The following is a 15,158-nucleotide window of genomic DNA, read 5'->3' as shown; positions in this document are numbered from 1 at the left end:
ATAGCGGCAGGGATAGCAATTTCTGCGAAACTGGCAAGACGTCTGGCGGGCAGGGCACATGACAAAAAGAAAGGCCGGGCGCTGGGCCCGGCCTTTCCGCTATTTGTAGCCGACGATCAGTTTGCTGCGGTCGTGATCAGCGGCGTGATGCGGCGGATGGTGACGCGACGGTTCTCGCGCTCCGCAGTCTCGGTGCGGATCTTGAGATAGCGCTCGCCATAGCCCTGGGTGGCCAGGTTTTCCGGCGGCACGTCGTAGAAGTCGGTCAGGATGCGGGCCACGGTGGCCGCGCGCAGATCCGACAGGCGCAGGTTCGAGATATCCGAGCCGACGGCGTCCGTGTGCCCTTCGATCAGGAAGGTCTCGCTGGGGTTGCGTTCGAGCAGGGCCAGCATGGCGTTCGCCACGCTCGAGAGGGCACCGACCTGGTCGCGGCCGATCGTGGCAGCGCCGGTGTCGAAGGTCAGGCCGCCGACTTCGAGTTTACGCACACTGTCGCGAACACGGGCCGAACGCTTGACTTCGTCGATCGAGTAAAGGCGGGCAACCTGTTCAACCGGCGGCTGCTGGAAGAACACTTCGACCTCGTTCTCGTCGGCGAATTCGGCGTCGAGCACGTAGTCCTGCACCGGGATGTTCAGGCGCAGCGGCGGCAGATCCTCGCCCGGGTCACGCCAGACGATCAGGTCGTCGCTATAGCGATCATCGAAATAGGCCAGGACGTATTCACGGCCATCGGGCGTGATGCGCGAACGGCGCAGGATATCGCCGTTGCGGTTGCGCACGGTGACAATCTGGGTGCCATCGGGCCGCGTGATGGTCTCACGGGTCCGGCCGTTGCTCAGGTTTTCATAGAAGATCTCGTCTTCCTGAGCGTTGTAGAAGCGATCGGTATCCTGACCGACCGAGTTCACCACCAGCTGGCTGCCAATCTGCAGGATGACCTGCGTAATGGCCTGGCCTGGATCGAGCGGCGTCACGTTGTTCTGCTGAACATTGTTCTGCTGGCCGATATTGGTGGTCGAATTGTCCACCGTGTTGTTCTGCGTGTTGTTGGTGACGTTGTTCGTGATGTTGTTCACGACATTAGTCTGTTCGATGATCGTCACGTTCTGAGGTACTTCGGGTTCAGCAAGGGCCTGGACGGCCATGGCTTCACCCTGCTCCTCGGTGACCGAGATACGGGCCGTTTCTTCCGGAGCAATGTTTGCCTGGGCGGCGGCATCGCTCTCGGGCGGAGCTTCGACAGGTGCCTCGGCAACAGGCTCGGCCTGAACTTCGGCTTCAGCTTCACCTTCAACGGCCGGGGCCGTCTCTTCATCCTTGGCGCTGTCGAGCACGGGAGCAACCTGCTCCTGAGTCACGCCCTCGGGAAGCTCCTCGATGATCTCGACCGGCTCTTCCGCAACGGGTGCGGCCGGGTCAACGGCAGGCTGCTCGGGAGCAACCGGCGCTTCTGGCATTGCCGGCACGGCAGGCAGAGACAGGCCATAATCGGCCAGGCAGGTGTTGGTATCTGGGAAGCCAGCTTCGGCGCAGAGTGCGTCGATCTCGGCCTGGGCCGCGGCCATCTGAGCCTGAGCGGCAGCTGCGTCGCCACCGGCCATCATGTCGGCAATGGCTGCATTGTAGAGATCGATCTGAGCCTGAAGGTCAGCCGAAATGTCGATCTGGGCCTCAACGGGTACTTCCGCAGCTGGCTGTTCGACAACCGGCTCTTCAGCCGGAGCGGCTTCTGCAGCGGGCTGTTCGACAGGCGCAGCTTCAACGGGAGCTGCCTCTTCAACAGGCGCTGCTTCCTCAACCGGAGCGGCCTCTTCGACCACAGGTTCAGGGGCTGGCTCTTCAACCGGCGCAGGCTCTTCCATCACCTCGGGGGTGGGTTCCGGGGCCGGCTCGGCAACAGGCTCCTCGACAGGAGCGGGTTCTTCCACGACTTCTGGGGCGGGCTCTTCAACCGGAGCAGCTTCCTCTACGGGTGCTGCTTCGACGGGAGCGGCAGGCTCGGCTGCCGGCGCGGCGGAGATCGCGGCAATGCACTCGTCAATGCTGGCATAGCCAGCGACGATGCAGAGCTCGGTCAGGGTGCCTTGGGCCGCTTCAAGAGCGGCGGCGTCACCGGATGCCTGGGCGGCGGTATAGGCCTGGTAGGCGGCGACGAGATCGCCGTCCTGCGCGCGAACGGTCAGCGGCAGCAGGGCCATGAGACCGATGCTGGTGCCGGTCAGTAGCCAGTTTCTAAGGCGCATTGTTCTTTTCCTTTTATGTCGGTTGACACTTGAGCCAAGCATCGTGGTGTCAGTCTGAACGCAAACTGAATGGATTTTGCAGCCAGCTGAGTGATGCTTTCTCCCCGCAGGGCCCGCAACGCCTGGTATGTGCGATGGTTCCCTCCCGCGTCAGCGTCGACCGTTTCGGCGCGATAGTGGCGCCAATGCGGCGGCCGAGACGGATCGCGCCAGCGATGCGCTGGTCCGATGCGGGCGATCATGCTAGGGCCACTCTATGCAACAGGCCGTCGAAACGCTCATTATTTCCTCCGAGGGGCAAGGCCTCTACGAGTTCACCGGCGCCCTGCGCCAATTCGTGACCGCCGCCGACGTCGCCACCGGCCTGGTGACGGCCTATGTGCGCCACACATCCTGCTCCCTGCTGATCCAGGAAAACGCCGATGCCGACGTCAAAACCGACCTTGACGGCTTCTTTCGGCGGCTGGTGCCTGAGGGCATGGACTGGCTGGCCCATACGACTGAGGGGCCGGACGACATGCCCGCCCATATCAGGGCGGCGCTGACGCAGACATCAATCGGCATTCCGGTCCTCGATGGTGAGCCGGCATTCGGTACATGGCAGGGCATCTACCTGTACGAGCATCGTCGCCGCCCGCATCGGCGCGAGGTGATACTTCACATCATTGGAGACCGTTGATGGACTGGACGACGCTGATTGCCTATTGGCCCTTCGTGGTCGGGCTGATGGTCACGGGGGTCGTCTCGGGCATCGCTGCGGGTCTGCTGGGCATAGGTGGCGGAGCAATCATCGTTCCGGCACTCAGCAATGCCCTGCTGCTGCTGGGCTATGACGCCGATGTTGTGCAGCATGTGGCAGTGGGTACGTCGCTGGCCATCATCATTCCCACCGGCATCATGAGCGCCCTCGCGCACCACAAGCGGGGCGCGCTGGACCTCAACGTCTTGCGGCTCTGGGTGCCATTTATCGTGACAGGCACCTTCATCGGCGGGCTCATGGCCGGGCTCTTTTCGGGCGATGTGCTGCGGATCGTGTTTGCGATCATGGCCTTCGTTATCGCGGCCAACATTATCTTTGCCTTTCAGACAAAGCTGATGGGCCACTTGCACGGATCGTCGCTGACGCACCGGATCTCGGCGTTTGTGGTTGGTTATATTTCGTCCCTGATGGGGATCGGGGGCGGCTCGCTCACTGTGCCCACCCTGGTTGCCTTTGGTGCCACAATGCATGCCGCCGTGGGCACGTCGGCGGCGGTGGGGGTGGCCATCGCGATTTCCGGCACGTTGGGTTTCATCATCTCGGGTTGGGGCGCCGGTGGCCTGCCGCCGCTCAGCCTGGGCTATATCAACCTGGTGGCGCTGGTGCTGGTGGCGGTGCTGGCGGCGCTGTTCGCTCCTCTGGGCGCTGCGCTGGCGCATCGGCTCGATCAGAAGACGCTCAAGTATGTCTTTGCGGCTTTCCTGATCGTGGTGGGCCTGAACATGCTGTGGAAGGTCCTGGCGGGATAGGCCGCAAAAAGCAAAGCCCCGCGTGGGTGCGGGGCTTTGCGGCAATCGGTTGGTGGGGACGGGTGACTACGATGGACCGCCCCCACCGCCCAAGCCCCCTCAGAAGAGGGGTATGGGTTATTATTCGGAGTCGGTGTCCAGTTCCCACTGGACGTTGACATTGATGGCAAAGGCCAGTTCGCCTGCCTCGACCGGAACGGGCGCGCTCGCGGCCATGTCGGCCCGCGCATACATCGGGTAGGGCTGCGGGCCGTTGAAACCCTGCGCTTCGGAAATCGACACGATATCGTCGAGCGTGCCGCCCGCAGCGGTGGCATAGAGCTCGGCCTTGGCACGCGCGTCGGCGAAGGCCGCCTTGCGGGCCTCATCATAAAGTTCGGACGGATCGGCCACGGCAAAGCTGACGCCATTGACGGTATTGGCGCCGACGGTCACCGACTTGTCGAGGATGGACCCGAGCGCGTCGAGCTGGCGCACAGTAACGGTGACGGTGTTGCTGACCTGATAACCATTGATCCGTGGCGGCAGGGTATAGCCGTTGGCATCGCGCTCGTCGGAATAGACATAGTTCGGGTTGACCGAAAAGCCTGATGTCTGGATGTCGCGGGGCTCGATGCCGGCGGCCTTCAGCTCGGCAATCAGTTCTGCCATGGCGGCGGTGTTGGCGTCGAGCGCCTCGCGGGCGGTGGCGCCCTGCGTGGTGACGCCGGAATTGATCTGCGCCATGTCCGGGGCGGCCATCACTTCGCCCCGACCTTCGATGCTGATGGTGCCAGCATAGGCGGGCACGGCAAGGCCAGCAAAAACGGCAAGTGGAACAAGGGCAAAAAGGCGACGCATGGGAAACTCCATAAGCTAATGGATGGGACTACTCCTCATCCATTGCGTCAGTATTGCGGCACAGATGAACTGGAGTTGAACGAGCCTGTGGAGAGGAGGTTCCGCCAAAAGTATGACTTTTGAGGCTTGCGCGGCGGTGTGCCGGTGCGGTACTCACTGCACCAGCATTTAGGGGGCCGGACATGGGCGACAAGCACTATCCAGATGGCATTCTGCTGGGGCGTGCCCGCGTACCTGGTCTCGATCAGCCGCGCATCGTGACCGTGCGGGATGGCGATGTCGTGGATATCACCGCCAAGGGCATGGCCACGGTCCGCGACATTGCCGAGAGCGGAAGCGCCGCCGAACACGTGCGAAACGCGCCTGGAGCAGTGCTGGGGCGAGCTGACACGATCCTGGCGAACAGCGTGGCGGGTCAGATCGATCTTTCGTTGCCGAGCCTGCTTTCGCCGATCGACCTGCAGGCCATCAAGGCATCAGGCGTCACGTTCGTCGTTTCCCTGCTGGAACGGGTCATCGAGGAACAGGCCAGAGGCGACAAATCCCGCGCGGATGCGTTGCGCGGGGAAATTCTCGACCTGATCGGTACCGATCTCAGCGAGCTGGTGCCAGGTTCCGAGACCGCCATGAAGGTCAAGGCGGCGCTGATCGAGAAAGGCGTGTGGAGCCAGTATCTTGAAGTCGGCATCGGCCCCGACGCCGAAATCTTTACCAAGGCCCAGCCGATGAGTTCGGTAGGCTATGGTGCCGAGGTTGGGTTGCATCCGTCGTCGAGCTGGAACAATCCGGAGCCGGAAGTGGCGCTGCTTGTGACCAGCGCGGGCGCCATTATCGGGGCGACGCTGGGCAATGACGTCAACCTGCGCGATGTCGAAGGGCGTTCGGCGCTGCTGCTGGGCAAGGCCAAGGACAACAATGCTTCCGCCTCGCTGGGCCCGTTCATCCGGCTGTTCCATGGCGCGTTCACGCTCGAGACGGTCAAGCAGAGCGAGATCGCCCTGCGCGTCGAGGGCGAGGATGGCTTTGTGCTCGAGGGCCATTCCTCGATGAATCAGATCTCGCGGACGCCGGAATCGCTGGTGGCTGCCACCATTGGCGGACACCACCAATATCCGGATGGCCTCGTGCTCTATCTCGGCACCATGTTTGCGCCCGTGCAGGATCGCGGTGGGGCCGGCAAGGGCTTCACCCACAAGCTCGGCGATATCGTCTCGATATCGACATCCGAACTGGGCACCCTGACAAACAGGGTGAACCTCTCTACCAAATGTCCGCCCTGGACTTACGGTGCCAGCCATCTGCTGCGCGACCTGGCCAGGGCCGATCTCCTTTAAAGACCCATCCGAAAGGCATTCCAACATGGCTGAACTGCACAAGAACCTCATCAACGGGGAATGGGTGGGCTCGGACGGTATCGAGAACATCAATCCGTCCAATATCTCGGAAGTTGTCGGGCTCTATGCCCGCGCCACGGCTGAAGAAACCAAGCAGGCTATTGCTGCCGCCAAGGCGGCATTCCCGGCCTGGTCGCGCTCGGGCATCCTCGAGCGCCATGCCATTCTCAGCAAGACCAGCCAGGAAATCCTGGCGCGCAAGGCCGAACTGGGCGAGCTGTTGAGCCGTGAAGAGGGCAAGACCCTGCCTGAAGGCATTGGTGAAGTGACGCGCGCGGCGCAGATTTTCGACTTCTTTGCCGGTGAAGTCCTGCGCCTTGCTGGCGAAGTGCTGCCATCGGTGCGCCCCGGCGTGGGCGTGGAAATCACCCGCGAACCGATCGGGGTGATCGGCATCATCACGCCGTGGAACTTCCCGATCGCCATCCCGGCCTGGAAGATCGCGCCGGCTTTGGCCTATGGCAACACTGTCGTGGTGAAGCCGGCCGACCTCGTCCCCGGCTCGACCTGGGCCATCGTCGACATCCTGGTGCGCGCCGGCCTGCCCAAGGGCGTGCTCAACCTCGTTATGGGCAAGGGCTCCGTGGTCGGGCAGACCATGCTCGACAGCAAGGATGTGACGGCGATCAGCTTCACCGGCTCGGTGGGCACCGGCAAGCGCGTCGCGGCAGCCTCGATCGAGCATAACCGCAAGTTCCAGCTGGAAATGGGCGGCAAGAACCCGACCGTGGTGCTGGATGATGCCGATCTCAAGGTGGCGGTGGAAACCGTGGCGCAGTCGGCCTTCTTCTCGACGGGCCAGCGCTGCACGGCCAGCTCCCGCGTCATCGTCACCGAAGGTATCCACGATGCCTTCGTCGATGCGCTGTGCGAGCGCACCAAGAACCTGCGCGTCGGCGATGCCTTGGCAAAGGACACCGAGATCGGCCCAGTGGTCGATCCGAGCCAGCTCAAGCAGGACATGGACTATATCGGTATCGGCCAGGACGAAGGCGCCGAGCTGCGCGCGGGCGGCCAGCGGGTCAATGCGCCAACCGAGGGCTATTTCCTGCAGCCGGCGCTGTTTACCGGCGTCACCAACCAGATGCGCATTGCCCGCGAGGAAATCTTCGGGCCTGTCGCGGCGGTGATCAAGGTCAAGGATTACGAGGAAGCACTCGCCACGGCCAATGACACCGAGTTCGGCCTGTCGGCCGGCATCGTCACGACCTCGCTGAAGTATGCGACGCATTTCAAGCGCAATGCCGAGGCCGGCATGGTGATGGTCAATGTGCCGACGGCCGGCGTGGACTTCCACGTGCCGTTCGGGGGCCGCAAGGGTTCGAGCTATGGCTCGCGCGAGCAGGGCAAGTATGCGGCCGAATTCTTCACCGTGGTGAAGACGGCCTATACCGCCGCCGGCTAGTCCGAGCAGCCGTTCGTTCTGCAAACCCGCGGACTCTGTCCGCGGGTTTTTTTATCGGCGCTGCGTCAGCGCCATGCCGGCAAGGATTAGGACGACGCCCAGGGCGCTAGCCCAAAGCGTGGTCGGTACGGCCCGTATGAGGTCGAGGGCGACACCGGAAACCATCTGGCCGCCGATGACGAGCAGGGCAGTGTTGACCGCGCCGATGCGCGCAATGAGCCAGCTGCCGGCGGCAACGAAGACGACGCCGATGGGGCCGCCCACATAGGCGTGCCATGGGGCATCGGCAGCTCCGGCAGGCACCAGTCCGCCCACTAGCGGGCCGAGCAGCGTCAGGATGGCGAAGCCGATGATATGGTTCCAGAAGGAGGCGACGAGTGGTGTGGTCGAGAGTGCCAGCCTGCCGTTGAGCTGGCGGCTGAGGCCAACCAGCAGGCCGGCCAGCAGGGCATAGGTGATGGCAAGGGTCATGCCGCACCGCCCATGCCGAAGAGAATGATCAGGGCGCTGCCGGCGATGATCAGGGCCAGGGCGCCAGCGTCGCGTAGCGACAGCTTGCGCCGCGGCAGGCCGAACAGGCCCCAGCGATCGGCTGCCAGGCTGAAAACCACCTGCCCGGCGAGACCGAGCGCCAGCGTGCCGGCAAGGGCCAGCGGCGTGTTGACCGCGGTCGAGGTGAGCATGACGGTGGCGCCTCCGGACAACCCGCCAAGATAGGCCCAGAGTGGCGCACGGGGCTTCCCTGCAGCAATGGCGGGCCGCCGGCGCCACAGGAGGGCGAGCAGGATGGCCGCAGCAATAGTCCCCGTGCCGTGGGCGGCCCAGGAGGAAAACAGGGCGTTGCCGTAGCGGCCCAGTTCACCGTTGAAATAGACCATGAGGGTCAGCAGGCCGCCGGTGCCGAAGGCCGCCAGGAGATGCAGCGGGTTCAACCGCTCCGCACTGGACGTCATGACGTGAGTTCCGATTCGCAGGTGGGAAGCCAAGCCTAGCACGGCTCTGCGGCGTCAGTGGACGTTCACCACCCGGCCCATGGCCTGCTCGCCGATCAGGCTGCAAAGCTTGAATATGCCCACTTCGATCTGGGCTTCGTCGCATAGGGAGAAGCTCAGGCGCATGGTGTTGCGGCCCGACCCGTCCGGGTGGAAGGCGCCACCCGGGACGAAGGCGATATCCTGCCGGATGGCCTGTGGCAGCAGTGCTGCCGCATCAATATGGTCGGGCAATTCAAGCCAGAGGAACATGCCGCCATCGGGCTTCTGCCAGCGCATGCCGGGCGGTGCGTGGCGCTCAAGCGCCGCCAGCATGGCATCGCGGCGCACGCGGTAAACCGCGCGAATCCGGGCGATCTGGGTGTCGTAGCAGGCCTGGGCAACCTGGTGCATGACCATCTGGTTGGTGGTCGCGGTGTGCAGGTCCGCGCCTTGCTTGAGCAGCGTCAGGCGGCGGATGAGGGCGGTTGGTCCGCAGATCCAGCCGATGCGCAGGCCGGGCGACAGGGTCTTGGAGAAGGTGCCGCAATAGAGGGTGCGGGTGCGTTCAATCGAGCCGGATGCGGCGGAGTCGACCGCGGCGATGGACGGCAGGTCCTCGCCATCATAGCGCAGTGCCGAATAGGCGGCATCTTCCACGATGATTGCGTCGAGGTTGGCGGCCTGGTGAAGCGCCTGGTGCCGCGCGGCCTTGCTCATGGTGGCGCCGTCTGGATTGGCGAAATCGGGCACGAGATAGATCAGCCTTGGCGCATTGGCGCCGGTGGGCTGGGGTGCGTCGAGCGCGGAGAATAAAGGTTCGTAAGCGGAGAACGACTGGAGCGCGCCCAGATAGGTGGGGCGGGCGGTGATGACTCCATTTCCCTTGTCCAGCAACAGTTTACCGATGAGGTCGAGCGCCTGCTGGGAGCCGCTGGTGACGAGGATATTGTCCGGGCCGGCCGGCACGCCGAGGCGGACCATATGGTCGGCGATCCACTCCCTGAGCGGCAGATAACCTTCGGTGGTGGAATATTGCAGGGCCTCGCGTGCGATGGAGGGGCCGCCGAAGACGTGGCGCCAGGCATCCTGGAACAGGCCGACATTGAACAAAGCCGGATCGGGAATGCCGCCGGCAAAGGAGATCATCGAGGGTTTGCCGACGAGCTTGAGAAGCTCGCGAATCTCGGAGGCCTTGATGGCCTGGGCGCGGGATGAGAGGCGGAATTCCGGTGCCGTCATTTGTATCACCATGAAAATGATATTAGTGATACAAACACCAGAAAATTGTTATGTCAATTATGTTGACCTTTTTAACGTGAAACGTCGGCTTTTGCCGCAAGACCGTCACAAGTCTGAACGCGTCGACAAAGGGATCAGGATGGCGATACTATCGAATCAATGACCGATACAATTTCTGACGACAAAGAGAGCATGGCGCTGCCCGACAATGCGCAACCCATCCACGAGCGCGTGGCCACGGCTGTGGAGATGGCGATTGCCGAGGGGCGCTATGGACCGGGCCAGCGCCTGCCGACGCATCGGCAGCTGGCGCAGCAGTTTTCGGTCTCGATCGGCAGCGTGACGCGCGCCATCGATGCGCTGAGTGCGCGCGGGGTGGTGCGCGGGGAAATCGGGCGCGGGACTTTCGTGCTGGACCGGCCCGACATCGGTGCTGATGACGGCGGCATTGTCGACCTGACGATCAATGCGCCGCCGCCGGTGATCGCGCCGCATCGCATGGCCGAGGCGAGCGAGGTGGCGAACCGCTACGCCCTGGCGCTGCCGCATGGCGGCTATGGCGACCTGAGCGGCACCGAACGGCAGCGCGGGGTCGTGGCGCGCTGGCTGAGCGAGATGCGGACGCCGCTGGCTGCCGATGACCTGCTGCTGTGCAATGGGGCGCAGCAGGGGCTGCACCTGGCCTTTGCCACGCTGCGCGAGAGTTCGACCACGGTGCTGACCGAGAGCGCGACGTTTCCCGGCGCCCTGGCGGCGGTGGCCAATCTGGGCATGGTGATGGCGCCGGTGGCGCATGATGGCGAGGGCATGCTGCCCGAGGCGTTGGGCGCGGCGCTGGAGGCGACCGGCTCGAAGATCATCTACACGACGCCGGTCTGCCAGAACCCGCTGGGCTTCGAGACCGGCCCCGAGCGACGGCGGGCCATCGCCAGGACCGCCACGCAGCATGATGCGGTGATCGTCGAGGACGATATCTACGGGCTCTACGCGGCCAAGGGCAAGCTGACCTATCGCGATCTGGTGCCGGAACGGGTGATCTATGTCACCAGCCTCTCCAAGAGCCTGACGCCGCTGATCCGCCTCGGGGTGATCGCGCCGCCGCCCGCGCTGATGGCGGCGGTGCGCAAGCGGCTGCGGGCGGAGAGCTGGGGCCTGCCGCCCTATGTGGCGGAGCTGGCGGCGGCGATGATCGAGATCGGCATGGCTGACGAGGCTGCGGCGGCGCTGCGGACCGAGGGCTGGCGCCGGCTGGGGCTGACGCGGGCAATCTTGGCGATCGACACGGTCCCGATGCCGGGCGGTGCGCCACATCTGTGGCTGCCGATGAGCCCGTTCAAGGCAGAACAGCTGGCCCGGCGCGCCGGCGAGGCGGGCGTGCGCATCACGCCGCCCTCGGCGACGCAGGTGGGATCGTCACCGGTGGCCGGCGTGCGGCTCTGCATCATGGCGCCCCGCACGCGGCGTGTGCTGGAGCGCGGGTTGAACGTGCTGGCGGGGCTGCTGGACAGCGAGGAAGATGTGGTGGTGTGAGCCACCACCCGGAAAACTAGGCCGGCAGGCCCACATAGTTCTCCGCAAGGCTCTGCTGGGCGGCGCGTGAGCCGGTGAGATAGTCGAACTCCGCCCGTTGGATCCTGCGGCCGAAGGGGCCGGTCTCCGGGAAGGTGTGCAGCAGGCTCGTCATCCACCAGCTGAAGCGCTCAGCCTTCCAGATGCGCGACAGGACGTGGTTCGAATAGGCGTCGAGTGCGGCGGGCGAGCCTTCGCTGAAATGCTCGATCAGGGCATCGGCCAGGGCGGCGACGTCGCTCATGGCGAGGTTGAGGCCCTTGGCGCCGGTGGGCGGTACGATGTGGGCGGCGTCGCCGGCGAGAAAGAGCTGACCGAAGCGCAGGGGCTCGGCGACGAAGCTGCGCAGCTGGGCCACGGATTTCTCGATGGAGGGGCCGGTCTGCATCGCCTCGGCCGTTTCGGGCGCGAGGCGCGCGCGCAATTCATCCCAGAAGCGGTCGTCGGACCAGGCGCCCACCTGCTCGTCGGCGGGGACCTGGATATAATAGCGGCTGCGGGTGCGCGAGCGCTGCGAACAGAGCGCGAAGCCGCGCTCGTGATGGGCATAGATGAGCTCATCGGCCACGGGTGGACGATCGGTCAAAACGCCAAGCCAGCCAAAGGGATAGACGCGCTCGAAAGTGGTCAGGGACCGTTCGGGGACGCTGCGGCGGGAGACGCCGTGGAAGCCGTCACAGCCGGCAATGACGGCGCAATCGATGCGGTGTGTGGCGCCGTCCTTGCGGTAGCTGACCCAGGGCTGCTGGCCGTCGAAATCGTGCAGTTCGACGTCTTCGGCCTCGTAGATGGTGCGGGACTGCCGGATGGCCATCAGGTCGCGCGTGACCTCGGTCTGGCCGTAGACCATGACCTGGCTGCCGACCAGGGCGGAGAAATCGATGCGGTGGCGATCCCCGTCAAAACCCATTTCGATGCCGTGATGCACCAGGCCCTCGGCATGCATCCGGGCGCCGGCAAGGGCGCGGTCCATCAGGTCGACGCTGCCCTGTTCGAGAACGCCGGCGCGGATGCGGCCGAGCACGTAATCGGCGCTCTTGCGCTCGACGATGACGGCGTCGATGCCGGCGAGTTCGAGCAGGCGACCAAGCATGAGCCCGGACGGACCGGCGCCGATGATGGCAACCTGAACGCGCATGAATTCCTCCCTTTGCAGCCAGTATGCCGGCCTTTTGCTGCCAGCATGCTGGTGGTTTTCTGGCGGTTTTCCAATGGACGGGCGGCGCAAACTATTGGATTATCCGAACATGAACTCCATCCCCAGCTATGCGCTTTACGGCGAGGCCGATTCCGACCGGGAGCAGGACTGGCTGCATTGGGAAACCATCCAGTCGCGCAGCCGGCTGCATGACTACCGGATTGCCCCGCACCGGCATGAGCAGTTCCTGCAGATCCTGCACCTCACCGGGGGCAGCGCGCGGCTGACGGTGGACGGCGCGGCGTTTGCGCTGCGGCCATCGAGCGTGGTGGTGGTGCCGGCGCTGACGGTGCATGGCTATGAGTTCAGCCAGGATGTCGAGGGGATCGTGGTCACGCTGATGGAGCGGGACGTGCGCGATGCGGGGCTGGGCGACCTGGGTGCGGTGGTGCTGCGCGAGACTGCCGCGCTGAGCGGGGCGCTGGACCGGCTGATCGCGGAGGCGGACCGGCCGGGGCCGGGACATGGCGTGGCGATGCGGGCGCTGATCGCGCTGCTGGTGGTGGCCATTCAGCGCGCCGGGCTGGATGGGGCGCAGGCGGGGGCGGGGAGCAGCGAGCGCAGCGTGGTGCATGCGCAGTCGTTTCGCTGGCTGGTGGACAGCCGGTTCCGGCAGACGCGGCGGATTGCCGATTATGCGGCCGAGATCGGCATCAGCCCGACCCATCTCAACCGGGTGAGCCGGGAGGTGCTGGGCGCCTCGGCGCTGGCGGTGATCGAGCGGCGGGTGGCGCTGGAGGCGCGCCGGATGCTGCTGTTTTCGACGCTGAGCATCAAGCAGATCGGGGCGGAGCTGGGCTATGAGGACCCGGCCTATTTTGCCCGGTTCATGAAGCGGGTGCTGGGGACAGCGCCGGGGGCGTATCGGAAGCGGGTGCTGGGGTAGCTCTGGGGACGTCTCCGAGTCCGAGCGTAGCCCGGCAGGTGAGCGTTGCGGGCGCGGTGCGTCCATCCCCTCCTAACCTCCCCTTGCAGAAGGGGAGGAATCTCATCGCGTCGGCGGCGCCAACTTTCCCGCCCACACCAAAGGCTGCATTGCCAAACCACGTGTGGCGGACCTAGACAGGTCAGGACTGAAAAGGAAGCATGATGTCTGATCGACCGCCCATGCTGGCGCCATTCCGGCATGAGACTTTCCGGCTGCTGTGGCTGGCGACGCTGGTGTCCAATCTGGGTGGGTTGGTGCAGTCGGTTGGCGCCGGCTGGATGATGACCACGCTGACCGACTCGCACAACATGATCGCGCTGGTTCAGGCCTCGACCACGCTGCCGATCATGGTCTTCTCGATCGCGGCCGGAGCGCTGGCCGACAATTTCGACCGGCGCGTCGTCATGCTGATCGCGCAGGGCGGCATGATGGTGGTGTCGCTGATGCTGGCGGCGCTGGCCTTCATGGGCCTGCTCAATCCCTGGCTGCTGCTGAGCTTTACCTTCCTGATCGGCTGCGGCACGGCGCTGTTCAATCCGTCGTGGCAGGCCTCGATGGGCGATATCGTGCCGCGCGCCGACCTGCCCGGGGCGGTGACGCTCAATGCGATGGGCTACAATATGATGCGCAGCGTCGGCCCGGCGGTGGGCGGGCTGATCGTGGCGCTGGCCGGTGCGGCGGCGGCCTTTGCGGTCAATGCCTTTTCCTATGTGCCGCTGCTCTATGCGCTGCTGCGCTGGAAGCCGGAGCGGCCGGCCAGCAAGCTGCCGCGCGAGAATTTCGGCAGCGCCATGTGGGCGGGCATCCGCTATGTGTCGCTGTCGCCGAACCTCACCACAGTATTGTTCCGCGGCTTTCTGTTCGGCTTTGCGGCGGTGGCCATCCTGGCGCTGCTGCCATCGGTGACCAGCGACTATGTCGGCGGCGGCGCCATGGTCTATGGCACGCTGCTGGGCTGTTTCGGGCTGGGGGCGATCGGCGGCGCCTTCCTCAATGGCCGCGTGCGCGAGCGCTACAGCAACGAGACCATCGTGCGGGTGGCCTGCGTCGCCTTTGCCCTGAGCAGCGCGGCGCTGGGCTATAGCCGCGACCCGCTGCTGAGCCATCTGGCGCTGCTGCCGGCGGGCGCCTGCTGGGTGCTGTCGCTGTCGCTGTTCAATGTCTCGATCCAGCTATCATCGCCGCGCTGGGTGGTGGGACGGGCGCTGTCGCTCTACCAGACGGCGACCTTTGGCGGGATGGCCGCGGGCAGCTGGGTCTGGGGAATGAGCGCCGATGCGCTGGGGCCGGATTCGGCGCTGGCGCTGGCCGGCGTGGTGATGCTGGTCTGCGCACTGGTGGGCTTCCGGCTGCCGCTGCCGCAATTCAATGCGCGCGATCTCAACCCGCTCAATACGTTCAACGAGCCGGTGCTGAAACTGGACCTGCGGCCGCGCAGCGGGCCGATCATGGTGATGGTCGACTATCGCATCGACCAGGGGGACATTACGCGCTTCCTGGCGCTGATGGCCGACCGGCGCCGCATCCGCATCCGCGACGGGGCGCGGCAATGGTCGCTGCTGCGCGACCTGGAGCATCCCGAGGTGTGGACCGAGGCCTATCACGTGCCGACCTGGATCGACTACCTGCGGCACAATCTGCGCCGCACCAAGGCGGATGCCGAGAATATCGACCAGATCCGGGCGCTGCATCGCGGGGGCGAGCCGCCGGTGGTGCGAAGAATGATCGAGCGGCAGACCGTGCCGCTGCGGGATGATACCCCGATCCGGGATACGCCTGAGGTTTGAGACCCGCCTCCTAACCGCCGGGTGAGGGGGACTTTTGGGTGGTGCGTAGGGAAGGCCCCTCACCCG

General features: G+C 65.0%; 13 protein-coding genes. 7 read left to right on the top strand and 6 right to left on the bottom strand.

The window, feature by feature from the left end; all coding sequences use genetic code 11:
* Positions 1–116 precede the first annotated feature (116 nt).
* The gene (locus tag ACLI1C_RS13940; protein ID WP_411397681.1) at positions 117–2,249 is read right to left on the bottom strand and encodes an OmpA family protein; all 2,133 of its coding nucleotides are present in this window, start codon (positions 2,247–2,249) and stop codon (positions 117–119) included.
* 256 nt (positions 2,250–2,505) lie between these two features.
* Between ACLI1C_RS13940 and ACLI1C_RS13935 the strand changes: the two genes are divergently transcribed.
* Positions 2,506–2,928: a secondary thiamine-phosphate synthase enzyme YjbQ gene (locus ACLI1C_RS13935; RefSeq protein ID WP_411397679.1), complete on the top strand. Its 423-nt coding sequence runs from the start codon at positions 2,506–2,508 to the stop codon at positions 2,926–2,928.
* Complete coding sequence (locus ACLI1C_RS13930; RefSeq protein WP_411397677.1) at positions 2,928–3,758, top strand: sulfite exporter TauE/SafE family protein; 831 nt, start codon at positions 2,928–2,930, stop codon at positions 3,756–3,758. Before ACLI1C_RS13935 ends, ACLI1C_RS13930 begins: the two co-directional genes overlap by 1 nt.
* Positions 3,759–3,878: 120 nt before the next feature.
* On the opposite strand, the gene ACLI1C_RS13925 is transcribed toward ACLI1C_RS13930, so the two are convergent.
* Positions 3,879–4,598 (bottom strand): SIMPL domain-containing protein, encoded by a 720-nt coding sequence (locus tag ACLI1C_RS13925; RefSeq protein ID WP_411397676.1) that lies wholly within the window; start codon positions 4,596–4,598, stop codon positions 3,879–3,881.
* 182 nt (positions 4,599–4,780) lie between these two features.
* Between ACLI1C_RS13925 and ACLI1C_RS13920 the strand changes: the two genes are divergently transcribed.
* A complete protein-coding gene (locus tag ACLI1C_RS13920) occupies positions 4,781–5,932 on the top strand; it encodes a fumarylacetoacetate hydrolase family protein (RefSeq protein WP_411397675.1) in 1,152 nt (383 codons plus the stop codon).
* A gap of 25 nt (positions 5,933–5,957) precedes the next feature.
* Positions 5,958–7,397, top strand: coding sequence for an aldehyde dehydrogenase family protein (locus ACLI1C_RS13915; protein ID WP_411397674.1), 1,440 nt, complete (start codon positions 5,958–5,960; stop codon positions 7,395–7,397).
* Positions 7,398–7,448: 51 nt separating this feature from the next.
* On the opposite strand, the gene ACLI1C_RS13910 is transcribed toward ACLI1C_RS13915, so the two are convergent.
* The 3 genes from ACLI1C_RS13910 to ACLI1C_RS13900 are packed head-to-tail and all read right to left on the bottom strand — an operon-like array spanning position 7,449 to position 9,610.
* Positions 7,449–7,868 carry a DMT family transporter gene (locus ACLI1C_RS13910; protein ID WP_411397673.1) on the bottom strand — a complete coding sequence of 140 codons (420 nt, stop codon included), beginning with the start codon at positions 7,866–7,868 and terminating at the stop codon, positions 7,449–7,451.
* Positions 7,865–8,350, bottom strand: coding sequence for a DMT family transporter (locus tag ACLI1C_RS13905; protein ID WP_411397672.1), 486 nt, complete (start codon positions 8,348–8,350; stop codon positions 7,865–7,867). The genes ACLI1C_RS13910 and ACLI1C_RS13905 overlap by 4 nt, the downstream gene beginning before the upstream one ends.
* A 54-nt stretch (positions 8,351–8,404) precedes the next feature.
* Positions 8,405–9,610 (bottom strand): PLP-dependent aminotransferase family protein, encoded by a 1,206-nt coding sequence (locus tag ACLI1C_RS13900; protein WP_411397671.1) that lies wholly within the window; start codon positions 9,608–9,610, stop codon positions 8,405–8,407.
* A gap of 159 nt (positions 9,611–9,769) precedes the next feature.
* On the opposite strand from ACLI1C_RS13900, the gene ACLI1C_RS13895 reads away from it, so the two are divergent.
* Complete coding sequence (locus ACLI1C_RS13895) at positions 9,770–11,140, top strand: PLP-dependent aminotransferase family protein (RefSeq protein ID WP_411397670.1); 1,371 nt, start codon at positions 9,770–9,772, stop codon at positions 11,138–11,140.
* Positions 11,141–11,156: 16 nt separating this feature from the next.
* Here the strand turns inward: ACLI1C_RS13895 and pobA are convergent, their stop codons facing one another.
* Positions 11,157–12,317: a 4-hydroxybenzoate 3-monooxygenase gene (gene pobA / locus ACLI1C_RS13890; protein ID WP_411397669.1), complete on the bottom strand. Its 1,161-nt coding sequence runs from the start codon at positions 12,315–12,317 to the stop codon at positions 11,157–11,159.
* A 109-nt stretch (positions 12,318–12,426) separates the two neighbouring features.
* Between pobA and ACLI1C_RS13885 the strand changes: the two genes are divergently transcribed.
* Together ACLI1C_RS13885 and ACLI1C_RS13880 are read left to right on the top strand one after the other, a co-directional pair.
* On the top strand, positions 12,427–13,263 hold the full coding sequence (locus tag ACLI1C_RS13885) for a helix-turn-helix domain-containing protein (RefSeq protein WP_411397668.1): 837 nt from the start codon (positions 12,427–12,429) through the stop codon (positions 13,261–13,263).
* A 203-nt stretch (positions 13,264–13,466) separates the two neighbouring features.
* Entirely contained in the window at positions 13,467–15,092 is a 1,626-nt protein-coding gene (locus ACLI1C_RS13880; RefSeq protein WP_411398339.1) for an MFS transporter, read from the top strand.
* Positions 15,093–15,158: the final 66 nt, after the last annotated feature.

Source organism: Devosia sp. XGJD_8 (assembly GCF_046614475.1).
In the GTDB taxonomy this organism is placed as follows: domain Bacteria; phylum Pseudomonadota; class Alphaproteobacteria; order Rhizobiales; family Devosiaceae; genus Devosia.
This window is presented reverse-complemented; position numbering and strand designations above follow the sequence as displayed.